Here is a 22,878-nt window from a genome sequence, read left to right on the forward strand (position 1 = left end):
ATGAAAGATTAACAGACCCTATTCATTTTTTTAGGAGTTTTACATGGGCATTCGTATCACAGGTACTGGGTTATTTCACCCAACAGAAATCATTTCTAATGAAGAACTGGCCGACAGTTTAAATGCTTATGTGGAACAATATAACCAAGAGAATGCAGAGAAAATTGCAGCAGGTGAACTCGAAGAATTACGTGGTTCTAGTGCTGAATTTATTGAAAAAGCGTCTGGTATTAAGCGCCGTTACGTGATTGAAAAGTCGGGTATTCTCGATCCAACACGTTTACGTCCTCGTTTGTCTGAACGTTCAAATGACGAACTTTCACTTCAAGCAGAGTGGGGCGTTATTGCTGCGAAACAAGCAATGGAAAATGCAGGCGTAACTGCTGAAGATATCGATGTTGTAATTTTGGCATGTTCAAACATGCAGCGTGCTTATCCAGCAGTTGCGATTGAAATTCAGTCGGCACTTGGCATTCAAGGTTATGCCTACGATATGAACGTTGCATGTTCAGCTGCCACTTTTGGTTTGAAACAAGCGGCAGATGCAATTCGTTCAGGCGCTCGTCGTGTTTTATTGGTGAACGTTGAGATTACATCGGGTCACTTAGATTACCGTAATCGTGATTGTCACTTCATTTTTGGTGATGTTGCAACGGCTTCTATTATTGAAGAAACCACTACTAAAACTGGTTTTGAAATTTTAGATATTCATTTATTTACTCAATTTTCAAACAACATTCGCAATAACTTTGGTTTCTTAAACCGTAGTGAAGATGCAGTTGTTGACGACAAGCTATTCCGTCAAGATGGCCGCAAGGTATTTAAAGATGTTTGTCCGCTTGTAGCAAAAATTATTAATGCGCAGTTGGAAAAAATGCAGTTAACTGCAAACGATATTAAGCGTTTCTGGTTACACCAAGCCAATGCCAACATGAATGAATTAATCTTGAAATATGTGGCTGGTAAAGAGGCAGATCTAAGCCGTGCCCCAATTATTCTAGATGAGTTTGCCAATACCTCTTCAGCAGGTGTCATTATTGCTTTACACCGTACAGGCCATGAAGTAGATAATGGCGAATATGGCGTGATTTCATCTTTTGGTGCTGGTTATTCAGTAGGTTCGATTGTTGTACAAAAGCACGTTGCTTAAATTATTGGTTTGATTAAAAACGCTCGTAAGAGCGTTTTTTTAAGAGAGAAATAATATAAAAAAGCGGGCCAAAATTAGCCCGCTTAGATTGAATCAAAAGTTATTAAAACTTTTTTGTGTAGTTTACAAACAGGCGATCTTCACCAAAGTCATTGCCATGTTTAACGTTGTAATCAATACGAATGTATTGCAGGGCCAGGCCTTTTAAGAACGGCTGTTGAAATGCATAGTTTAAAATCACATTCGATTCGGTTTCATGGTTTTTTTCACCATTGGCTGCTTTAAAGTCATGGCCATAGACATATTTCACCATCGCATTTAGGCCCGGTACATAGTCTTTAAAGTCGTAGCCATACATGACATGGTAAGACTTTTCATCTTCTTTAAAGAAACCTGTAGCATTCCAGTTAATGAAATAGGTTTCTGGTAAGAAACCATCCGGTAATGGATAAGCCGACTCACCCATAATTTGCTGGTATCCCAACCCAAAGGTATGGTTTTTTACTTTGAGCGTTTCTAGCATCCCGATGTTTTGCGCATCAATATCAAAAGTATTGCCATCATCTTTTGCATTGAAGTATTTAAACTTAGACGTAAGCGCAAAATTAGGTTGTTTCCAATTATGCTCAAGCCCTACATAGTGTTTGTTGTACAGGTCTTCTAAATTACCAAAGTAATATTCACCCTTAAGTGACGGCGTGAATTGATAGCGCAAGTCAATATAATTTAAGCCATCAGATTCTTTAGTAATTCCATTTGATGTGAAAGAAAACTTTTTAAAGTCCTCTTCATTGCGTGGAGAGACTTTTTCCACTCGGCCAATTTCGGCATAGAGCTGATCTGAAAGTTGCGACTTAAGGTTAGTTCCCCAATATGAAGCAAGCAACTGACGGCTGGCATCCACAGCCGTTACAGGCAGGTCTAACCAGAGTTCACCGACACTTAAAAGAGTTTTGTCATATCCTAGCTTTAAAGTGGCGCCGTATTTTAAGAAGTCAGAGGCTTGAGATTGTGTTTCTTTATTAAAAGGCAAAACTGTGTCAGCGACATGTTTGTCTGAACTCAAGCGAACGGCGTATTGTACAGAAGCATCTGCACCAATCGTAATTGGCTTGTCTGCAATAACTAGTGGGGTGTCATGCATTTTCGATTTATAAAATAATGATGCTGCCTGAGACCAACTGCCAGTATCTTTTAAGGCATCATTATCAAAATCACGGTTAATGTAGGCATTTTTTAGCGTGAATTTCCATTCATCTTCAGTTTGCTGATTTGGATTTGCGGCCCATGAGTTACTGCACATCAGTAATAAAGTGGCAACGGCTAAAGTGTGTGGTTTAAAACGGTGAAATAATTCCATAATCCATTTCCAAAAAGATGCGCCAGTCCTCGGCGCATGTATTTTTACTGCTGGGTAAGCGTGTTTTGAGGGTTAAAAGTTGATGGCGTTTGTGCGGCAACAGAGGCTTTGAGATTGACCATAAATATTGCAAGTGCAGCAATCACACCTGGAATTGCAATCGCTAAGAAATTCATTTGGTGAGGAAGCTCAAGTGTGAGTAAGGCGCCAGTTAAAACTGGTCCAATAATCGCGCCAATACGACCAATTCCAGATGCCCAGCCCATGCCAGTTGAACGAAGTGCGGTCGGATAGAACTGCGCAACAAAAGTGTAGAGTAAGATTTGCGAACCAATTGTGGCAGCGCCAGCAATTGCAATCAGGCTATATAAAATAAATTGCGGACTATTAATGCCAAGCAGAATTAAAGCTGCTGATCCCACAATAAACATGATCGTAATAACCGGTTTTAAATGGAATCTGTCTGCTAAAGCACCGCCACCAATTGCACCGACCATGCCGCCAATATTAAGTGCAAACAGGAATAACATGCTTGCACCTAATGAATAGCCAGCTTGAAGCATGAGTTTAGGTAACCAGCTTCCTAAGGCATACACCATGAGTAAGCACATAAAGAAAGCAATCCAGAACATAAATGTGCTGAAGGTACGGCCTTGTTGGAAAAGCGCACGGACAGGTGCATCTGTGGTTGTGCTTTCGTTTAACACCAGTTGTGTACTGGCGTTTACCTGAGTTTGAGGCGCAATTTTACAAACAATACTTTTCGCCTGTTCGCTATGGTTGGATTTCACTAAAAAGGTGAGAGACTCTGGCAAAAATTTCCAAATGAATGGGAGTAGTAAAAGAGGAATACCCGCAATTAAAAACATGATTTGCCAGCCCATGTCTTTCACGAGCCATGCACCGAGTAGAGCAGATGTCATGCCGCCAATTGCATAGCCACTAAACATGATTGCGACTAATGTACTGCGGATTTTTTTTGGTGCATATTCGGTCATAAGCGCAACGACGTTTGGCATAACGCCACCAATACCAAGGCCTGCAATAAAGCGTAAAATAGCAAACTCAGTTGGTCCTTTGGCAAAGGCTCCTATAAAGGTAAATCCGCTAAATAAGGTGACACAAATCAGGATGGTTTTTTTACGTCCCAGTTTGTCTGAAAGTGTGCCGAAAATCATGGCGCCGAACATCATCCCGAATAGAGCAGCACTGGCGAGTAAACCTGCTTCTACCGCAGTTAATGACCATTGTTGCATTAACAGAGGAAGAGCAACCCCATAAATAACTAAATCATATCCATCAAAAATAATAATAAGTAAGCACCAGATTAAAACTTTCCAATGAAAAGATGTAAAACTGGCTTTATCAATTAACTCATTAATATTAACCTTGCTCGTATCCATTTTCTTCACCTCCAATTTGTGAAGCATCGCGTTATTTTTTAATAAACTATTTTGTTATTGGGTTAGAGTCAAAAACCTAATTGATATATCTTTATGTCTTTAAGGTATTGTATTTTTATTGATTCAAGCTATTGAAAAATATAATTTATTTTTATTGTTTTAGCTGTATCTTTAAAATAGGGTTAAATATTGTATTATGAGAATTTTAAGTAGTTTATGGATGTTTTTTTATAGATTTTATTGATGATAATCATAGCTAAAAATATCGTTAAATTTATATTATGAATTGAAGTGAAAATATAAAAACAAAATACTAAAGTCTATTATTTAATTATTTTAGAGATTAATCTTGGAAATTAAATTTAATCTATATTTAATAAAAATCACCAAGTCAGAATTAGCAAATTATTTGCATCCTGATTTGGCGATTGAGGCTTTATTTTAGTGGCGGGCGCTTAGATAAAAAATTAATTTGTGGCTGGAGTTGAGCGTGGTGTGAGAATGAAATGTGCGATTACACCAATACAAATTCCCCAAAAAACTGAGCTTAATCCAAGAAAATGCATGCCTGATGCTGTGGCTAAAAAGGTAATAAGTGCAGCATCACGTTGACTGTCATTTTTCATGGCAACAGAAATATTGGTGGCAATAGCACCTAGCAAAGCTAAACCTGCCAGTGCTGCCACCAACTCTTTAGGAAGTAAGCTAAATAGCATGACAATACTGCCAGCAAATAAGCCTCCTAAAATATAAAAAATTCCGTTGGCGATTCCTGCGATATAGCGTTTTTCTTTAAGTTCATGTGCATCTTTGCCCATACATAAAGCTGCGGTAATTGAGGCAAGCACAATGGTAATACCGCCGACACAGGCAACAGCTAAAGAAGCAATACTGGTGACAGTAATAATGGGTTTGGCTGGTGTGTCGTAACCGCTAAGTTTCATAATCGCCATACCCGGTAAAAATTGGCCAGTTAGACTAACTAAAATAAGAGGAACAGCGAGATTCAGTGTTGAGTTCCAAGTCCATTCCGGGCTAATCCACTGGGGGATTGCTAAATTAAAACTCACATCAACCGGATTCATTTTGCCTAAAATGAGGCTTAATAAAACTCCAGCAGCTAATACCCAAATCATGGTGTAGCGCGGCATTAAACGTTTGGCAATTAAGAAGACAATGAGCATGCTAAAAACAATAAAAGGCATGCTATCGGACGCGGTAAATAGACCAATACCAAATTGAAAAAGAATACCAGCCATCATGCCTGCAGCGACATCTTGCGGAATCCACTTTAGTAATTTGTCGAAGTAACCTGTAACACCAATTAAAAAAATAACGATAGCAGAAGTAATATAAGCAGCTACCGCTTCATTCAGTGAGACGTTTGGAAATAGGGTAACTAATAGGGCAGTGCCCGGTGCAGACCATGCGGTTATGACAGGCGTTTTATATTTAATCGAAAGATAAATACCTGAAACGGCGGCACCAATTGAGATTCCCCAAATCCATGACACCATCATGTCGGTGGACACATGAGCACGCTGAGCAGCTTGGAAAAAAATAATCAGTGGGCCTGAATAAGAAATTAAAACCGCAAGAAAGCCAGCAACTGTTGCTGATATGGACCAGTCATTTTTTAATGTCTTTAACAGGGTTGCCATGTGTGATTGCCTCCATGCAAATCATATTATTTACCCAATCATGCAAAAAGATCAGGGTTAACCCTGATCTCCACCTCCGACCGAAATAACCGAGCCAGTCATATATGATGCTTCGTCTGATGCAAGAAATAAAATTGCATTCACTTGTTCTTGAATTGTGCCATAACGCCCCATAAATGTTCGATCTATTGTTTGATCAACTACTTGCTGCATCCAGTCTTTTTCATTTTGACTTAATGGGTTGGCGTTTCGCGGTACTTTGCGAGGTGGTGCTTCGGTTCCACCAGTCGCAACAGCATTGACACGAATTCCGTCTTTGGCATGTTCAAAAGCAAGTGATGCCGTTAAAGCATTTACACCACCTTTCGATGCAGAGTAGGGAATACGGTTAATGCCACGGGTTGCAATTGAAGATACATTTACTATTACACCCGATTGTTGCTTAATCATGGCAGGTAACACGGCGCGGCAGCACCATAATGTTGGAAACAATGAGCGATTTACTTCCTTAATGATCTCTTCTTCGGAAAACTCTTCAAAAGGTTTCATCCAGATCGCGCCACCCACATTATTAATCAGGATATCTACCCGACCATAATGTTCAATGGCTTTTGCAACAACCGCTTGTGCACCTGCATAGGTTTCAAGGTCAGCATTAATCGTGACAGCATCGCCACCTGCACTCCGAATTTCTTTAAGAACGTCTTCAACATATTCGGAGCGGTCAGCCATGACGACTTGTCCACCCTCAGCTGCAACTTGTAGTGCCACGCCACGACCAATGCCTTGAGCACTACCCGTAACAATCACGACTTTATTAGTAAATCTTTGACGGTTTGACATAGATAACTTCTCCACCTATTAATTCGCAGAGAACTTTTCAAACAAGAAATTAGCAGGTTTGATATTTTCAGTTTCTAACCAACCACGTACCGCTTCTACCATTGGCACTGGGCCACATAGATAAACATCGACATCGCCACCGTTTAACCATTCACTTTCAATATGACCAGTGACATAGCCTTTGCGTTCATGGTTACTCTCAGAGCTTGCGACCACAGTTCGATATTCAAACCATGGGAATTTCGCCTGCAACTCATTGAGTTTTTCTAGAGCAACCAAATCAAAGTCATTGGTGACACCAAAGACTAAACGAACTGGTTGTTCTGAACCTTTTTCTTCAAGCACTTGTAACATCGACATAAATGGGGCAATACCAGTACCGCCTGCAAGCATTAGCACTGGACGCGCTACATTACGTAAGTAGAAGCTACCGAATGGACCTGTAAATGTCATTTTGTCGCCAGCTTTAGCATTCTTGCTTAAGAATTCACTCATCTTGCCATTTGGTACATTACGTACCACAAAGCCTGTTAAGCGATTGCCCGGTTTTGAGCTAAATGAATATGAACGTGTTTCGCCAGTTTCTGGAATTGCAACATTTACATACTGACCTGCAAGGAAATGAATATCCGGTTGACCTTCATCAAGTTGAATATCAAATGTGATGGTTGAATCTGATAAGTTTTCAACGCGGGCTAAAGTACCTTGGAAACTATGAATTTCTGTTTTGCAAACATCTGATGAGGCTTGAATCTGGAATACTGCATCGGACGTTGGTCGACATTGGCAAGCAAGAATATAACCTTGCTCAGCTTCTTCAGGGGTTAATGCATCTTCAATATAGGTTTCTTCTGGCATGTCATAACTACCGGACTCGCAAAATGCGCGGCAAGTTCCACATGCACCATCACGGCAATCCAAAGGAATATTAATTTTTTGGCGATAGGCTGCGTCAGATAGGGTTTCGCCTTGAGCTACGTTAATGAAACGTGTAACACCATCTTCAAATTGAAGTGCGATATTGTGGTTTGACATGGCATGTATCCTACAAAATATTTGAAACTTTTACCCTCAGCCAACAGTCCGTTTAACTGAGGGGGTATGTCTTAAAGGTGGTAGATATCAATGACTTGATTGATGTAGTCATTTTTCAAAACGACATACTTGCTCAAGATTTTTGGTTGATCACCTGAAAAATCGATCACATAACGTGACATACCGAAATAGCTGTAATTTGTCTTGTAACGGAAACTCAAGGTATTCCAGTTAAAGCGAACAGTAACTTTGTCGCCATCGCGCTCAACGACTTCAACATTGGCAATATTGTGGCTTGTGCGAGTATCTGGCATGGTTGCAGATGAGCGCTCGGTTTTAATACGGAACACACGATCTTCTAAACCTTGACGATCTGGATAATAAATAAGTGAAATTTCAGATTGTGGATCTTCGGTTAATCTATCGTCGTCGTCCCAAGCTGGCATCCAAAAAGAAGCTTCTGGTGCATAGCATTCAAGCCAATCATCCCATTGTTCATCATCTAAAAAGCGAGCTTCACGATAGAGAAACTGAGCAATATTTTCTAAAGTTGCTTTGTCTTGAGTGCTCATGCTGTTTCTCCCTGATCAGCAATTTCTTTCTCTGATGCAATCGCGTGTTTCATGGTGTGTAACCAATATTGATGTTGGGCAAGATAAAGTCCCTCATCTTCAGTTTTAATCCCACTTAACATTGGTTTTAAACCGATTTCGTTCGCTGCATCGTCTGGTCCATAAATCCAGTGTTTTGAACCACGGCACATGTCATTCCATTCAAGTGCAATCCCTGCGTAGCCTGCCTGACAAGCACGGAATTCTTCTAAATCGTCTGGTGTTGCCATGCCTGAAGCATTAAAGAAATCTTCATATTGACGGATACGACGTGCACGAGCTTCAGGTGCTTCACCTTTAGGCGCGATACAGTAAATGGTGACTTCAGTTCGATTAACCGAAAGTGGGCGAAGTACACGAATTTGCGAACCAAACTGATCCATCAAATAAACATTTGGATAGAGACAAAGATTACGTGAGCGCTCAATCATCCATTTCGACATCGCTTCACCGTATTTTTCGGTGTATTCGTCTGCTTTCGGGAAGTTTGGACGGTCTTCTGGGTTTGCCCATTGTGTCCAAAGCAACATGTGGCCATTTTCAAAGCCATACGAGCCACCGCCTTGTTTACCCCAAGAACCTGCACTCATGGCACGAATGTTATCGGCAGCTTGAGTTTCTTTACGGTGTTGAGTTGTTGCTGCATAGTTCCAGTGAACAGCAGAAACATGATAACCATCGGCACCATTTTCAGCGGTGAGTTTCCAGTTGCCTTCATAGGTATAGGTAGATGAACCACGTAAAACTTCTAAACCATGTTCAGACTGGTCAACAATCATGTCGATGATTTTGGTGGTTTCTCCCAAGAATTCTTCAAGTGAAGGAACATCGGGATTTAAGCTACCAAATAAGAAACCTTTGTAACTCTCAAAACGAGCCACTTTTTTAAGGTCGTGTGAGCCATCTTGGTTAAAACAGTCAGAATAGCCTGCTTCACTTGGATCTTTAACCTTAAGCAATTTACCTGAGTTGTTAAAAGTCCAGCCGTGGAAAGGGCAAGTATACGTTGCTTTATTACCACGTTTGTAACGGCAAAGTTGTGCTCCGCGGTGTGAACACGCATTGATCATGGCATTCAATTCACCGTTACGGTTGCGGGCAATAATGACCGGCTGACGACCAATGTGAGTGGTGTAGTAGTCATTATTGTTTGGAATTTGGCTTTCGTGTGCTAAGTAAACCCAATTACCTTCGAAGATATATTTCATTTCGAGGTCAAATAGGGCTTCGTCAGTAAACACTGAGCGATGAAGTTTAAATTCACCTGTATCGATGTTATCGACAAGTAATTCATCAATACGGTCAAGATGGCTAGTATTGATTACAGGAATACGTGGCATGTCCGTTCTCCGACTTTCCAAAAGTGTGGAAGTCACCAAGGCCTTAGCTACGGTCTAAAAGGTCTTGATATCCTAATATTGTCAATGAAGCGCATGAGTGCGCTGGATGTTTAACCGTGAATTGATGAAGATGAATAACTGGAAGATTGGCAAGAAGGCTTGTTCACAAAGCAATTCATCACTTCATCGGTTTGTTGCTTGTATATACCTTAAAAGAATGGTTAAACTGTGTCTAAGACTGAATTTGCATTTTTTTATATCTTAAAGGTATGGAAACCTTATGGAACTAAGACATTTACGGTATTTTGTGGCTGTTGTTGAAGAACAGAGCTTTACAAAGGCAGCCGAAAAACTATTTATTGCTCAACCACCTTTGAGTAGACAGATTCAAAATCTGGAAAGCGAGCTTGGCATTCAACTGTTTGAGCGAGGAAGCCGTCCTTTACAAACTACACAAGCAGGGCATTTCTTTTATCAGCACGCCGTTAAACTTTTGTCGAATGCTGAAGAAATAAAAAGTATGACCAAGCGTATTGGTCTCATCGAAAGAAGTATGACCATTGGTTTTGTTGGGTCTTTACTCTATGGTTTGCTGCCTCGAATCATTTATTTATTTCGCCAACAGCAACCCCATCTGAATATTCAGCTCATGGAGTTAAGCACAACCGAACAGCTACAGGCATTAAAGGAAGGACGTATTGATGTTGGATTTGGACGTTTAAGAATTAGTGATCCAGCGGTGAGACGTATTTTGCTACGTAAAGAGCGTTTGGTGGTTGCTGCGCATACGAGTCATCCAATTGCACAGCGCACGGAAGGGGTATATCTAGCTGACTTGATTGATGAAAAGATGTTTATGTATCCCACTTCACCGAAACCCAATTTTTCGACCCAGCTTTTGAATATTTTTGCCGAACATAGTTTGGTTCCAAAAAATATGCATGAAATACGAGAGATTCAGTTGGCTTTGGGCTTAGTGGCAGCGGGAGAAGGGATTTGCATTATTCCAGCAAGTGCCGATACCATTCGATTTCCACACCTAAACTATATTCCAATTTTAGATAACGGCGCGGTCAGCCCAATTTTTATTACTGCACGGGCAATGGACCGAAGTGAAGATTTACAGTCACTGTTTGATTGTATTTATCAGGTTTATGACTTAGAAGGGATACCTTATCAACGGACGGTTTTTACACTCGATCAGAACCCGATAGATGATTCAAATGGTGTCGATTTTTAAATAATGGAAGTGCATAGCCTCAAAGGATGAAGCTATGCAGTTTTATATCTTATTGCACTTTCGCTGGGAAACCATCTTCTTCAAGTGCTTCGGTAATTTTATCGACGCTTTCACTGCTTTCAACAGTCACGATTTTGGTTGCTAAATCTACATCTACTTTTGCATTTGGGTCGATATCTTGAATCGTCGCAGTCACTCCACGGGCGCAGCCACCACAAGTCATATTTTCAATAAGTAGTTTCATGTTCATACTCCATCAAGAATGAGATGTTTGTTTGGATAACACTGAGTCTAAACCTTGTCATGATTGTAAGGTCAAGACCAATTTTTTAAAAAAATATGCTTGACCTTCCCATGATGGGAATCTGTATGCTCAATACAGAATATTAAATTTTGCAGATTTGCAGAGGTGTTTGATGGACTCAAAAAACACAAAATTGCCAGCATATAGTGAGACACTCTCAATTGAGGGCATGACTTGTGCCTCCTGTGTAGGACGTGTCGAAAAAGCACTTAAGAAAGTTGAAAATGTAGAAATTGCCAACGTTAATTTGGCAACAGAGAAAGCAGTTGTTTATTCAAATCAACCGATTCGGCGCGAAGCACTGGTTAAAGCAGTTGAACGAGCAGGTTATGATGTTCCAAAAGCCGCGCCAGTGGAGTTATCTATTGAGGGCATGACTTGTGCATCTTGTGTTGCACGTGTTGAAAAAGCCCTTAAAAAAGTAGACGGTGTTCAAGAAGCGACTGTCAACTTAGCAACAGAGCAGGCTTGGGTGCAGACAGATTCCTCAGTCAATGTTGAAGACTTAATTCGCGTTGTTAAAAAAGCAGGTTACGACGCTAAAGCATCTGAAAAAAATCAAGATGAGCAACTCGATAAAAAAGCGTCAGAGTTAGATCAGCTTAAAAAAGATTTGATCATTTCGATTATGTTGGCCTTACCTGTGTTTATTTTGGAAATGGGTTCACATCTCATTCCAGCTTTTCACATGTGGGTCATGCACACAATTGGTCAATACAATAGCTGGCTTTTACAGTTTGCTTTGACCACATTAGTGCTCGTTTTTCCTGGTCGCCGTTTTTATCAAAAAGGAATTCCGGCCTTATGGCGTTTGGCACCAGATATGAACTCGCTGGTGGCTGTTGGAACTTTGGCAGCCTACAGTTTCTCGGTCGTAGCAACCTTTATGCCGCATGTGTTACCACAAGGTACGGTCAATGTTTACTTTGAAGCGGCTGCCGTTATTGTCAGTTTAATTTTACTCGGGCGATATTTTGAAGCCAAAGCTAAAGGACGAACCTCGCAAGCGATTCAACATTTAGTTGGAATGCAGCCTAAAACAGCCCGTATTCAACATGACGGTCAAGTGGTTGAAGTTGCTGTTGCTGAAGTAGTCAGTGGAACTATCGTAGAAATTCGTCCGGGTGAACGTGTGCCAGTCGATGGTGAAGTGGTTGAAGGGCACAGCTACATTGATGAATCTATGATTACGGGTGAACCTGTCCCAGTCGAAAAAGTAGTGGGACAACAGGTGGTCGGTGGTACGGTCAATCAAAACGGAACACTGAACATTCGGGCAACCGCAGTGGGTAGCTCATCTGTACTTTCACAAATTATTCGTATGGTTGAACAAGCCCAAGGTTCTAAACTTCCGATTCAGGGCTTAGTCGATAAAGTCACCATGTGGTTTGTACCTGTAGTGATGTTAATTGCTGCAATTACTTTCTTGGTTTGGTTTATTTTTGGGCCAGAACCTGCGCTCACTTTTGGATTGGTGAATGCTGTTGCGGTACTGATTATTGCGTGTCCTTGTGCAATGGGACTTGCAACACCAACTTCTATTATGGTTGGTACTGGACGTGGTGCTGAGTTAGGTATCTTGTTCCGTAAAGGTGAAGCTTTGCAGCTTTTACAAGAAGCGCAGGTCGTTGCAGTTGATAAAACGGGCACGCTCACCGAAGGCAAACCAACACTGACTGATTTTAATGTGCAATCAGGTTTTGAGCGTGAACAAGTGCTGACTTTAGTTGCTTCGGTCGAAGCCAAGTCTGAACACCCAATTGCTCTCGCAATTGTTCAAGCAGCAGAAAGCGAAGGCCTAAACTTATTACCAGTAACAGCATTTAATTCGATTACAGGCTCAGGTATTGAAGCGGAAGTTTTAGGTCAAAAAGTACAAATTGGCGCAGACCGTTATATGCATCAACTTGGTTTAGACACCAACTCATTCCAAGCGATTGCTGCTCAATTGGGTGAAGAAGGCAAAACACCGCTATACGTTGCTATTGATCAGAAACTTGCTGCAATTATTGCCGTGGCAGACCCAATTAAAGAAACAACCTATGCTGCGATTAAGGCCTTGCATCAATTAGGTCTCAAAGTTGCTATGATTACAGGAGACAACCGTCATACGGCGCAAGCAATTGCCAAAAAGCTGAACATTGATGAAGTTGTGGCAGAGGTTTTACCCGAAGGCAAAGTGGACACAGTTCGCCAACTGCAAAAACAATATGGTCGTTTGGCCTTTGTAGGTGATGGCATTAACGATGCACCAGCCTTGGCGCAAGCAGATGTCGGTTTAGCCATTGGTACAGGCACAGATGTTGCCATTGAAGCTGCAGATGTGGTGCTGATGTCAGGTAGTTTAAAAGGCGTGCCGAATGCAATTGCATTAAGTAAAGCCACCATGCGGAACATACGTCAAAACCTGTTCTGGGCATTTGTATATAACGTAGCCCTAATTCCAATTGCAGCAGGGGCATTATATCCAGCATTTGGTGTGTTACTTTCACCGATGTTTGCAGCAGGCGCGATGGCACTTTCTTCGGTCTTTGTTTTAGGCAATGCATTACGCTTAAAACGCTTTCATGCGCCAGTAGAGTAAGCGTGCTGAAAATCAACTTTTGGTTTAAGATCATGACAGCAGGCCTTAAACCAAATTTAATATTTGAGGTGTGAGATGAATATCGGTCAGGCATCCAAACATTCGGGCATTTCGGCGAAAATGATTCGCTACTATGAAGAAATCGGTTTACTTGAAGCAGCTCAGCGTTCTGCTTCTGGCTATCGCATCTATTCAGAAACAGACCTTAAAACTTTAAACTTTTTAAAGCATGCCAGAGAGTTAGGTTTTTCATCTGAACAGATGAAAGAACTTATTTCACTTTGGAAAAATACCGATCGGCATAGTGCAGAGGTGAAAGCCTTAACCGTCAAACACATTGCCGAGTTAAAACAAAAAATTGCCCACCTACAAGAAATGGTTAATATTTTGCAGGCTTCTGCCGATGATTGCTGTGGCGATCAACAGGCTTCTTGTGCCATTTTAGATCATATTGAAAAAGGGGTGGGTGTAAGCTAAATCCCATAAAAATAAAAAGGTAGAATCATGATTTATACAGCTTCTTGTCTTTGCAATGGCGTTCAACTCAACATTAATGCTGAATTAAATCCCATTATGGTTTGTCACTGTAAGCAATGCCAAAAAGCACAAGGAGCTGCTTTTGCAGCTATTACACAGATACAAAAAAGTGATTTAAACATTGTGCAGGGTGAAAATCTTTTACAGGCCTACTTTGCTTCTCCAAACAAGAAGAGAGTGTTCTGTAAAACTTGCGGTTCACCGATCTGGAGTGAACGTCTAGATAAGCCAGAAGTGGTACGCCTGAGGGTCGGACTTATTAATGAAGAAATATCGACACCAGTCATCTCTCATGCTTTTGTCAATTCACAAGTGAAGTGGTATCCAATTTGTGATGACGCTCGCCAATATCTAAATGGGGTAGAAAACCCTTAAATATTAAGGATAGATCGTATTTTGTTCATTTGTAAAAAAACGTGAACAACACTAGTCATGAATAAATAATGTGCTATAAATGTACTTAAGGTAATCGTAATATCTCCTCGCTCCACAGGGAAACTTGGGACAGGGCAAAAGATACGATAAAACCTTACATATAGCTAGCAAAGAGCAAACAAGAGTTGGATAGACACAAATCTTAACTTGCTCACCGTTGCAGAAAAGCCCGTGAAACGGGCTTTTTTAATGTCTTTTAAAAAGCTATTTCTCATTTAAAAATATCTTATATTTTTAAACTATTTATGAAAAAGTAATGTAAAAATCATAAAAAAATTGAAATATACAGACTATTCTGTATTGATTTTTATTTTAATTAACGGTACATTTAGTTAACGGTTTAAAGTTCAAGTTTAATAATGAACTCATGGTCGTTGTGGGAGATCTAAGAGCCTGCATTTTCCCCAAGATGCGGGTTTTTTTTATGCCTATAAAAAAGTATTCCTTAAATAATAAATATATAATTCGTTGTTATTTAAAATATTTTAATCAGCCTACGATCTAAAGACGCGTAGGCTTTACATCTGGAAAATTATTTAAGCACGATAGGCAAGACAAGCTTGAGCACAGGCTAAACATGCTTTCGCACAGATCTGACAATGTTCATGCTCATGTTTGCTACATTCCGCTGCACAAAGTTGACATGCATTTGCGCAAAGTTGCATGGCTGATTCTGCTAGTTCAGAGTTTCTTAGTTCTAAAGACGTACAAAGTTGGCAGGTTTCTACACATGTCATGCAATGCTTAATACATTCACGCATCATATGAACATGTTCTTCTTGTAAACATGCAGATGCACAAGTTTTACAAGCAATCATACATTCAATACAAGCTTGAATTGAGGTAGAGGCATTACAAAATAAAGAAGAGTTTGTTTCTTGTTGAGTTTCCATAAAAGTTCTCCTGTCGAAGACTATTATTAAAAAATGGAATATCGTTATATTTTCTATTTTAGAAGATCATTTTTAAGGCATGGCTGTTTGAGATGAAAGGTCTACAAATCGCTAATACATAATTAACCTCGTAGTAGAATGTTACATCCAGTTTTTAGCTAAAACGCTCATAATTGTTCATGTTAAGAGGGGATTTAAATTTAAGGATTGTGTTAAATTTAATTGCATATAATACTTTTGGCTAATTTCTTATTGTGTGAAAATTGGGCAGATTATCAGTGTGAACTTTAAGGGCACACGAAATGGAAAACGTTAATCAATATGCTCACGGAGCTGAGCATGAAGTCCACATACATTGCAAACGATCATTAAGTACTTTAATACTGAGTATGCTTGTATTAATTACAACAGGTCGTTAAAAGAAAAAGCACCTAAGGGTGCTTTTTCTATATGAGTTTAAAGTAAATACCTTCACTTAAGAGTTAATAAAGCCACGCCGTTTTTTGTAGGCTTTACGGTCATAAGAAGGGATGTTTGATTGCTGGAGATCAATCGCGAGTTGTTTCTTGCGTTGAAACTGAACTTCACTTAGAAGAGCAGCATAAATTTTGGGACGATCAGTTTTAAACTTTTCTACATCCAACGGAATCGTATCTTCATTTTTGACAATGTATAGCACAGAACCATTGCCATTCATTTCATAAACCGTCCAACCAACTCGTACAATGTAGAGTCCAGTTTTCTGATTCTTGCCTAAAAAAGATTTAAAACCATCTGGATGAGGGCGAACATAAGCATTCATCATGCATCCTCCATCATCTGATTTATTTGATGAAAGCGACAATCAAAGAATTGATGGGGAATGGGACATCATATTCAGTAAAATCACGACTTCTAGTTGTTTATATATTGATCAATTTTTAAATTTCAAGTCAGAAAAAAGCGTTTATTAAATAAGCTGAATAAGAACTAAATATTAAAAATAACGGCTTATTTTTCTGTGAAAAAAAGCTTGATTTAATTGTTTAGCAAGAAGAAAAAAATTGTACTTATTCTATATTTGTGTGATCGATTTTGCATATTTAAAATTATTGAAATAGTAAGTGAATTTGTAGTCATGTGTAGTTAATTAATTGTTTTAAAATTAAAAAAATAAAATTCAATATTTCTTGTTACAACCATTATGTCGACAATAGATATTCCTTTTTGACATATTTCGCCTAGCATAACTAAAGAGTTCATTGCCTATGGTGTCATTTATGTTTATTGGACTTGTGGTCACCATTTTGTTGACTCCAGGCCCAACAAATACATTGTTAGCCTCGGCTGGAATACAAGCAGGGGTGAAGCAGTCTCTTAAACTTATTCCTGCTGAAGTGATGGGTTATCTTATTGCAATTACTTCATGGGGTGTTTTGCTTGAGTCAGTTTCACATTTTATTCCTTGGCTTCCTGCCTTATTAAAGTTAATAAGTGCAACTTTTATTCTCTACCTTGCATTTAAACTTTGGATAACATCAACAAATGACATCAAATTAGACACCCCACTGATTACACCTAAGGCTTTATTTGTTGCAACACTTTTAAATCCTAAAGCTTTACTCTTTGCTTCTGCTATTTTTCCACATGCAGCATGGGAAGTGCTTCACGTTTATTTTGTGCATATTGCTATTTTTTTATCATTAATTACACCCATTGCATTTTTATGGATTGCTTTTGGAACCGTATTAATTTCAAACAAAGTAACTTGGTTAAACCAACGTAATTTACAACGTACGGCTGCATTTATTTTAACTTTTTTTGCGATGCCAATCGGCTATTCTGCGATTAGCTCATTTTAAACTTAACCCATTATTTATATTAAAAAATTTATTTTTCAGGAGATTTTTATGAAAAGATTAAAAGTAATTATCAAGGACCAGTTTGATAAAGAATCAATTGCTTTGGCAAAAGTTAGACCCATGAATGACCATGCGCTTGAGCTTCATAAAAGCGTTGAACATATTGAAATTAATGACGATATTATTTTACCCAATATGGATTTGCTCTATGAAAACCCTAAAGACGGCAAAATTTATCAGTTAATTGGTCCATTCAGTGAGGAATAACTCTTAAATTAAATTTAACAATAACCATGAGTAGAGTTTGTGTTTGGTAGGGTCTTAATAGAACTCGTTTTATTTAAGAGGTGGTGAAAATTAAGCCAAACTAACGTATAGACACAATTAAAATATTGAACATCTAAAATGGTTATGGGACTATGCTTGTGTAAAAATGTGACCTAATCCACATTTTTGCATTTCAGGATTAAGTGGATTTCACTAAGCCCATTCCTTCAATGAGAAGTAGGAGTGGGCTTTTTTTATTCTTTGAATGTCTCATCTAGAGCTTGTTGAACGGCTTCAATACGTGACTTACATGCTTTATAAGCAGTAATAGATTCTTCAACAATCTTCATTAAATTATCAATATCTGGGCTTTCTTGAGATTCTAATAATTCGGCATTTTTCTTCAAAATGTCATGACCATCTTTAAACGTTAACTCTTCATTCTTCATTTGGAATTACCTGTGTAATGTTGGCTTCAACCACACCATCTTGCATCTCAATAGCAATGGCGGGGCTTGAAATTTGATGTATAGAGCGAATCGCTTTACCTTCTGATCTAACAATTGCATAGCCCTTGGCTTGAACCTGTTTCGGGTTTTGCAAAAGGATTTCTTTCATCAACGATTCGATTTGGGCTAATGAAAATTTAACCTGTTGTTGTGAGCTAAACTGAATACGTTCTTTCATCTGGTCAAGCAAACGATGGGCCGAGCTAAGTTGACTCTGTGCCGAAGATTTTATGTGATGAAGCAGTTGATCATTCTTGCTTTGATAGGTCGTGATTTGATGCTGAGAAAGTAGCTTAATCGTTTGTAGACTATCTACAGCTTCTTGTACGCGTTCAACAATGTGGTTTCGAATACCAGCAATCACTTTACTTGGCGTATCAAATGAGCGATGAGCAATTTCATCAAGAATTGTACGGTCTTTTTCATGCCCTATGCCTACCCAAATGGGTACACTACGTTTGCAAAGTAGGGCGGCAAGTTCATAATCATTTAAATAAGCTAAATCATTCACCGATCCACCACCGCGAATAATCACAATTAAATCAGGCGGAAAGTTAAACGTGCTGGCCCATTGTCTTAAACCTGAACCTAAGGATTCAATCAAACTGGTTGCAGCCGTGTTTCCTTGAAAAGTAGCGGTGTGATACACAAAATGGCAAACCCTATTTCGCTCAAGAGCATCTGCATCTTTTTTAAAGTCACCGAGGCCCGCAGCATTTTGAGGGGCAATGACTAAAACATTTTGAATATCAAAAGGAGTGGGAAGAAGTTTATTTTTATGGATTAAACCTTCTTGAGTAAGTCGTTCAATAATTTGCTGATAACGTTTAGCAATTTCACCCAATGTAAAGCTTGAGTCAATCTCTTCAATATTGACAGAAAATCCATATTGAGGATCAAAACGTGCTCTAATTTTGATGAGTACATTTAAATCAATTGAAATCTCAATCCCAGTTTCACGTTCGAACTTTAAAACAATTTTACTCGCTGAAAATTTCCAGATCGTGGCTTTACAGCTGGCAATAACTTTATCAGTCTCTGCATCTTTTTCTGCGAGTTCTAAATAGTAATGACCGCCCTTAATATTTAAATTTCGAATTTCTGCTTTTACCCAAACTGGCTCATCAAAAGCCACACGTATGACTTCCTGAACTGTGCCGAGATATTCACTAAGGGAAAACTGAGGTTCAGACATACGAACTAAAAATTAAAGGACCAATCTAGATAGTATAAAAGCCATCCAACCAAGGCAATTGTTGTCTATGAATATCGGGTTCTATTTAAAATAAATACAACAATTTAAAGAATTAAAAATTGAAACTGATATGTGAATTTAGACTGAATGGTTAAAATGAAAAAATAATAAAAAGAGAATTGTTAATAATTACAAACGATTAAAAAATAAAGTTTGCTTTATAAAATATATGAGCGTATAAAGCTTACTTCCAATTGCGGGGTGGAGCAGTCTGGTAGCTCGTCGGGCTCATAACCCGAAGGTCGTTGGTTCAAATCCGACTCCCGCATCCAAAATATTATGCTCTGTGATGTACCACTTTTCATAATACGAAAATTATGAAAAGCAATTAGCTTATAAATAACCCTATATAAAGCTAAATATTAAATTCTAGACGAACTGTCCATACCCTAAATCTAGCGTTCTAATTACATACCGTAAAATCACATGAGCTCAGTGATGAGTGAATGATTGTGAATATAGTAAATGAGTGGCACATTGCCACAGCCGTAAATGGCAACGAAATTAATGTGAGGATTGTTCCTCATGTGCGTAAACAAAACTCTCTCGATGGATATCGTTGGGTCGAAGTTGGTAAAAAAATTCAACTTCAGTCTGGTGAAGAAATTGAGTTAAACCAAGATGGTAAAAGCTTCTATGCCGGGTTTAATCAACTTTATCGTTTAAATACATATTGTTGATAAAACCATGGTAATAAAGCGAGAAAACCTATCTCTTTTAAAGGAGATAGGTTTTTTTATGTCTACAGGTTATATAAATAATTAAAGTTATAAAAAGGCTGAAGTGATTAAAAATAAGTGCATTATTATTTTAATTATATTTAATAACTAAATTAGCCTGCTCGCCAGAACTGCCGACCCATAACCTTAAAGTTTTTACCGTTCTCTTCTGTTACACGTCGGTCTCTAAATTTTTCATTTAAGCTATGCAAAATTAAAGAGCCATCTGCCTCTTTAAAAATCTGTTTAATCATTCCTTCGCCAGCAAAGTAAACCGCATAAATCTCGCCATCAATGACTTCTGTTTGAGAGATATCAATACCCACCAAATCACCGTCTTTAATGTAGTCGGTCATGCTATCGCCTTTAGCTTTAATAATACGCATGCATTCTTGAGCAACGCGTTTTTCTTTAAAGAATGAAGCAGGGAATGGAATTTTTCCATTAATAGCATCAAAGTGAAATTCAATAGATTCACCTGTCCCGCAAGAAAAGTTAGCTTCTACAACTTCAATCCAGACATATTGATCGGTAGATTCTGCACTTACTACAGTCGGGCTAAATACATCACTTTCTCTAAAAGAGTCTTCAGTATTCCCTGTCGTTAACCAATAACCATCCACTCCTAAAAATTGAGCAATTAAAGGAAGAAATGCAGATTTTAAATTTTTCCCTGACTCTAAAGCCTGATAGGCAGGTTGTGACATCTTTACAGCTTCTGCCACTTCAGCCTGAGTTTTTTTGGCTTTAATTCTAGAGTCTTTTAAACGGTCTTTAAGAGCCATAATGGTTACACCAGTAAACTTATAACGAATATATAACTTAAGTTATATCTAGTAAAACAACTATAGTTATTGACTAATAATAACTATAGTTATAATATCAGTTATATCTCAAGATGAATAGAGAAATTTTAAGTGGTGCCTAAGTCACTATTTATTGCTTTATCAAAGCTTTGAGATGCAAGATAAATTTATTTTGTTTCTAGAGGTAGCAGAATAAAAGGGAGATAGCTCAATTATTATTTGCAAACAGGCTATCAAAACAAAAATTGGAATAAAAAAAGCCCGATTCCGTGGATCAGGCTTAATGTTCGTCGATAAAGGGTATCAAGAACATGAAGAATTTAACAAAGATTGTGAGACCTAACAAAAGTTTCCGATATACGGCAAAGCCTTATATGAACTTTTTGGTCAAAAAATTAAGGCGTGTAAAAAGCTTAAATCTACAAAATTTAATACTTTTTTACATTTTTAGAAAAGGAAATATTTGTTTATAAATTAGTGGCTTAATTGCATATAGTTTGGTTCTTTATGATTGTTGTACCAGATGAAACGTTTCGAACACACATTTGTAGCCATAGCTTAGCTATATTGCTCAAAGATGTATCAAAACCTCAAGAATAACAAACGATAAAGACGCCTTACTAACGAGTACATTGAGTTGGAGATAGTGAATGACTACAGCAATGCAGAACAGAGCTAAACAACTTAAAAATGCAAAACGTGGAGGGTATATCCCGACAATTGCCAAAGACGTAAACAAATATAAGGTACAAAAAATAAAAAGGGCACTTGAGGAGGCCAAGCAGATTGTAAATGAGCTTGAAGATGACGCATTCGAATTCGATGATCAAGTCTCTATGCAAAAAGCGATTGGTGCAATCACAGTGATTGAGTTGATTGAACAAGCCTTAAACGGTGCACACTAACAGGCTTTAGCATACAAACATTCTTTCTCGGACCCCTGAAATAAATGGGGTCAAGGATAAGTTCGTCTTGCAATTTAGCGCTGCTTTAAAGCGTTAGTGTTTTTTATTGACTGTAATAAAGAAAACGAAGGGTATTAATAAGCATTGAAAACCACAAACTAGTCAACGTAATGAGTTTTCAAGTTTTACCCTTTAGCGCAGGACAAAGTCATGGAAACAGTTTCTAGCAGTGGGTTAGCCACATTTTTAAATTTTTATAGTATTGCAATTATGGTGGCTTTGGCAGTCAGCTTAGTTGTCGCAGTTGTATTGATGATGCGTTTTCCTCGTTCTCCACAAGAATGGATTGTTGCTCTCATCTGTACAGTAGTTTCAAGCCTGACAGGCGGCTCATTCATTATTATGAAATGGAACCTGCATGAATGGGTATCCGATATTTGGGGAATGATCACCCTATCTGGATTTTTCTTCATCTGTGGTTTACCGGGCTGGGCTATTGTGAGATGGATATTTAACTTCATCAATAAACAAGAAGGTAAAACGATTGTAGAGGTCATCAAAGATCTAAAAAAAGCAAAAGATGATCTCCAAAATAGCTAAAGACAGCTTTAAATATAAAGGTAGAATAAAATGAATATTGATCAATACTTAGAAAAAGTTATCAGCCGAGAAGGCGGGTATGTTAACCATCCATCAGATCATGGCCATGCGACTAAATTTGGCATTACAGAAGCAGTCGCTCGATCGAACGGATATCAAGGCAACATGCAAGACTTGCCCTTAAGTGTCGCCAAATCTATTTATAAGCAAAAATACTGGCTTGAACCACAGTTTGACCAGATTAATGCGATTAGCCCAGCTATTGCAGAAGAGCTACTGGATACAGCTATAAATTGTGGCGTCAATTTTACTAAGCCTTTATTACAACGTGCTTTAAATCTGCTGAATAAGCAGGGGAAGGAAGGTTGGTCAAATCTTGTGGTAGATGGCCAGTACGGACCTCTTACTTTGCAAGCACTGGCTACGTACTTAAATAGACGTAATAAAGAGGGTGAAAAAGTACTCGTGCGCATTTTAAATATTATGCAAGGGCAGCATTATATTGAAATTACCGAGAACAACCCTAACTACGAAGATTTCTTTTATGGTTGGATATTAAACAGAGTAACACTCTAAAAAT

General features: G+C 38.6%; 23 protein-coding genes, 1 tRNA gene and 2 pseudogenes. 13 read left to right on the forward strand and 13 right to left on the reverse strand.

Annotated elements, in window-relative coordinates; all coding sequences use genetic code 11:
* Positions 1–43 precede the first annotated feature (43 nt).
* Positions 44–1,150 (forward strand): beta-ketoacyl-ACP synthase III, encoded by a 1,107-nt coding sequence (locus JGE69_RS02145; RefSeq protein ID WP_005802658.1) that lies wholly within the window; start codon positions 44–46, stop codon positions 1,148–1,150.
* A 103-nt stretch (positions 1,151–1,253) separates the two neighbouring features.
* On the opposite strand, the gene JGE69_RS02150 is transcribed toward JGE69_RS02145, so the two are convergent.
* The 7 genes and pseudogenes from JGE69_RS02150 to benA form a co-directional block, all read right to left on the reverse strand.
* Positions 1,254–2,510 carry an OprD family outer membrane porin gene (locus JGE69_RS02150; RefSeq protein ID WP_199112126.1) on the reverse strand — a complete coding sequence of 419 codons (1,257 nt, stop codon included), beginning with the start codon at positions 2,508–2,510 and terminating at the stop codon, positions 1,254–1,256.
* Positions 2,511–2,554: 44 nt separating this feature from the next.
* Entirely contained in the window at positions 2,555–3,913 is a 1,359-nt protein-coding gene (locus tag JGE69_RS02155; RefSeq protein ID WP_069036790.1) for an aromatic acid/H+ symport family MFS transporter, read from the reverse strand.
* Positions 3,914–4,380: 467 nt separating this feature from the next.
* Positions 4,381–5,574: a benzoate/H(+) symporter BenE gene (gene benE, locus JGE69_RS02160; protein ID WP_064785362.1), complete on the reverse strand. Its 1,194-nt coding sequence runs from the start codon at positions 5,572–5,574 to the stop codon at positions 4,381–4,383.
* Between the two features lie 57 nt (positions 5,575–5,631).
* Positions 5,632–6,417 carry a 1,6-dihydroxycyclohexa-2,4-diene-1-carboxylate dehydrogenase gene (locus tag JGE69_RS02165; protein WP_078220431.1) on the reverse strand — a complete coding sequence of 262 codons (786 nt, stop codon included), beginning with the start codon at positions 6,415–6,417 and terminating at the stop codon, positions 5,632–5,634.
* A gap of 18 nt (positions 6,418–6,435) precedes the next feature.
* Complete coding sequence (gene benC, locus JGE69_RS02170; protein ID WP_032052684.1) at positions 6,436–7,452, reverse strand: benzoate 1,2-dioxygenase electron transfer component BenC; 1,017 nt, start codon at positions 7,450–7,452, stop codon at positions 6,436–6,438.
* 52 nt (positions 7,453–7,504) lie between these two features.
* Positions 7,505–8,024 (reverse strand): annotated as a pseudogene (gene benB / locus JGE69_RS02175) (benzoate 1,2-dioxygenase small subunit).
* Complete coding sequence (gene benA, locus JGE69_RS02180; protein ID WP_032056610.1) at positions 8,021–9,403, reverse strand: benzoate 1,2-dioxygenase large subunit; 1,383 nt, start codon at positions 9,401–9,403, stop codon at positions 8,021–8,023. The pseudogene benB and the gene benA overlap by 4 nt, the downstream one beginning before the upstream one ends.
* Before the next feature lie 106 nt (positions 9,404–9,509).
* On the opposite strand from benA, the pseudogene JGE69_RS02185 reads away from it, so the two are divergent.
* Together JGE69_RS02185 and JGE69_RS02190 are read left to right on the forward strand one after the other, a co-directional pair.
* Positions 9,510–9,639 (forward strand): annotated as a pseudogene (locus JGE69_RS02185) (hypothetical protein).
* 44 nt (positions 9,640–9,683) lie between these two features.
* Positions 9,684–10,643, forward strand: coding sequence for a LysR family transcriptional regulator (locus tag JGE69_RS02190; RefSeq protein ID WP_039757490.1), 960 nt, complete (start codon positions 9,684–9,686; stop codon positions 10,641–10,643).
* 49 nt (positions 10,644–10,692) lie between these two features.
* Here JGE69_RS02190 and JGE69_RS02195 read toward each other — a convergent pair whose 3' ends face one another.
* On the reverse strand, positions 10,693–10,893 hold the full coding sequence (locus JGE69_RS02195) for a heavy-metal-associated domain-containing protein (protein ID WP_077164555.1): 201 nt from the start codon (positions 10,891–10,893) through the stop codon (positions 10,693–10,695).
* Between the two features lie 166 nt (positions 10,894–11,059).
* Between JGE69_RS02195 and JGE69_RS02200 the strand changes: the two genes are divergently transcribed.
* The 3 genes from JGE69_RS02200 to JGE69_RS02210 all read left to right on the forward strand — a co-directional run bounded on the left by JGE69_RS02200 (position 11,060) and on the right by JGE69_RS02210 (position 14,443).
* Positions 11,060–13,531, forward strand: coding sequence for a heavy metal translocating P-type ATPase (locus JGE69_RS02200; protein ID WP_199112128.1), 2,472 nt, complete (start codon positions 11,060–11,062; stop codon positions 13,529–13,531).
* Positions 13,532–13,606: 75 nt separating this feature from the next.
* A complete protein-coding gene (gene cueR, locus JGE69_RS02205) occupies positions 13,607–14,008 on the forward strand; it encodes a Cu(I)-responsive transcriptional regulator (RefSeq protein WP_001020650.1) in 402 nt (133 codons plus the stop codon).
* A gap of 27 nt (positions 14,009–14,035) precedes the next feature.
* Positions 14,036–14,443, forward strand: a complete 408-nt coding sequence (locus JGE69_RS02210) for a GFA family protein (protein WP_068563704.1) — start codon at positions 14,036–14,038, stop codon at positions 14,441–14,443.
* A gap of 596 nt (positions 14,444–15,039) precedes the next feature.
* Here JGE69_RS02210 and JGE69_RS02215 read toward each other — a convergent pair.
* A complete protein-coding gene (locus JGE69_RS02215; RefSeq protein ID WP_046812966.1) occupies positions 15,040–15,396 on the reverse strand; it encodes a four-helix bundle copper-binding protein in 357 nt (118 codons plus the stop codon).
* 475 nt (positions 15,397–15,871) lie between these two features.
* The gene (locus JGE69_RS02220) at positions 15,872–16,201 is read right to left on the reverse strand and encodes a hypothetical protein (RefSeq protein WP_086266310.1); all 330 of its coding nucleotides are present in this window, start codon (positions 16,199–16,201) and stop codon (positions 15,872–15,874) included.
* A gap of 442 nt (positions 16,202–16,643) precedes the next feature.
* Here JGE69_RS02220 and JGE69_RS02225 point away from each other — a divergent pair, with 442 nt between their 5' ends.
* Together JGE69_RS02225 and JGE69_RS02230 are read left to right on the forward strand one after the other, a co-directional pair.
* Positions 16,644–17,237: a LysE family translocator gene (locus JGE69_RS02225; RefSeq protein ID WP_032006561.1), complete on the forward strand. Its 594-nt coding sequence runs from the start codon at positions 16,644–16,646 to the stop codon at positions 17,235–17,237.
* 48 nt (positions 17,238–17,285) lie between these two features.
* Positions 17,286–17,504 (forward strand): hypothetical protein, encoded by a 219-nt coding sequence (locus JGE69_RS02230; RefSeq protein ID WP_004709788.1) that lies wholly within the window; start codon positions 17,286–17,288, stop codon positions 17,502–17,504.
* Between the two features lie 254 nt (positions 17,505–17,758).
* Here the strand turns inward: JGE69_RS02230 and xseB are convergent, their stop codons facing one another.
* Together xseB and xseA are read right to left on the reverse strand one after the other, a co-directional pair.
* The gene (xseB, locus tag JGE69_RS02235) at positions 17,759–17,953 is read right to left on the reverse strand and encodes an exodeoxyribonuclease VII small subunit (protein ID WP_002119890.1); all 195 of its coding nucleotides are present in this window, start codon (positions 17,951–17,953) and stop codon (positions 17,759–17,761) included.
* On the reverse strand, positions 17,943–19,208 hold the full coding sequence (gene xseA, locus JGE69_RS02240) for an exodeoxyribonuclease VII large subunit (RefSeq protein ID WP_199112130.1): 1,266 nt from the start codon (positions 19,206–19,208) through the stop codon (positions 17,943–17,945). The genes xseB and xseA overlap by 11 nt, the downstream gene beginning before the upstream one ends.
* 255 nt (positions 19,209–19,463) lie before the next feature.
* Here xseA and JGE69_RS02245 point away from each other — a divergent pair.
* Positions 19,464–19,540 (forward strand) — tRNA-Met (locus JGE69_RS02245).
* 174 nt (positions 19,541–19,714) lie between these two features.
* Positions 19,715–19,948, forward strand: coding sequence for a hypothetical protein (locus JGE69_RS02250; protein ID WP_002119938.1), 234 nt, complete (start codon positions 19,715–19,717; stop codon positions 19,946–19,948).
* 152 nt (positions 19,949–20,100) lie between these two features.
* Here the strand turns inward: JGE69_RS02250 and JGE69_RS02255 are convergent, their stop codons facing one another.
* Positions 20,101–20,772, reverse strand: coding sequence for an XRE family transcriptional regulator (locus JGE69_RS02255; protein ID WP_002119885.1), 672 nt, complete (start codon positions 20,770–20,772; stop codon positions 20,101–20,103).
* A gap of 671 nt (positions 20,773–21,443) precedes the next feature.
* Here JGE69_RS02255 and JGE69_RS02260 point away from each other — a divergent pair.
* The 3 genes from JGE69_RS02260 (at position 21,444) to JGE69_RS02270 (ending at position 22,874) form a co-directional block, all read left to right on the forward strand.
* Positions 21,444–21,698 (forward strand): hypothetical protein, encoded by a 255-nt coding sequence (locus JGE69_RS02260; RefSeq protein ID WP_002119927.1) that lies wholly within the window; start codon positions 21,444–21,446, stop codon positions 21,696–21,698.
* 210 nt (positions 21,699–21,908) lie between these two features.
* Positions 21,909–22,298 (forward strand): hypothetical protein, encoded by a 390-nt coding sequence (locus tag JGE69_RS02265; RefSeq protein WP_002119864.1) that lies wholly within the window; start codon positions 21,909–21,911, stop codon positions 22,296–22,298.
* A gap of 30 nt (positions 22,299–22,328) precedes the next feature.
* Positions 22,329–22,874, forward strand: coding sequence for a glycoside hydrolase family 108 protein (locus tag JGE69_RS02270; RefSeq protein WP_068614146.1), 546 nt, complete (start codon positions 22,329–22,331; stop codon positions 22,872–22,874).
* Positions 22,875–22,878 lie beyond the last annotated feature (4 nt).

It is taken from the genome of Acinetobacter sp. C13, from assembly GCF_016809775.1.
GTDB classification, from domain to species: Bacteria; Pseudomonadota; Gammaproteobacteria; order Pseudomonadales; family Moraxellaceae; genus Acinetobacter; species Acinetobacter pittii.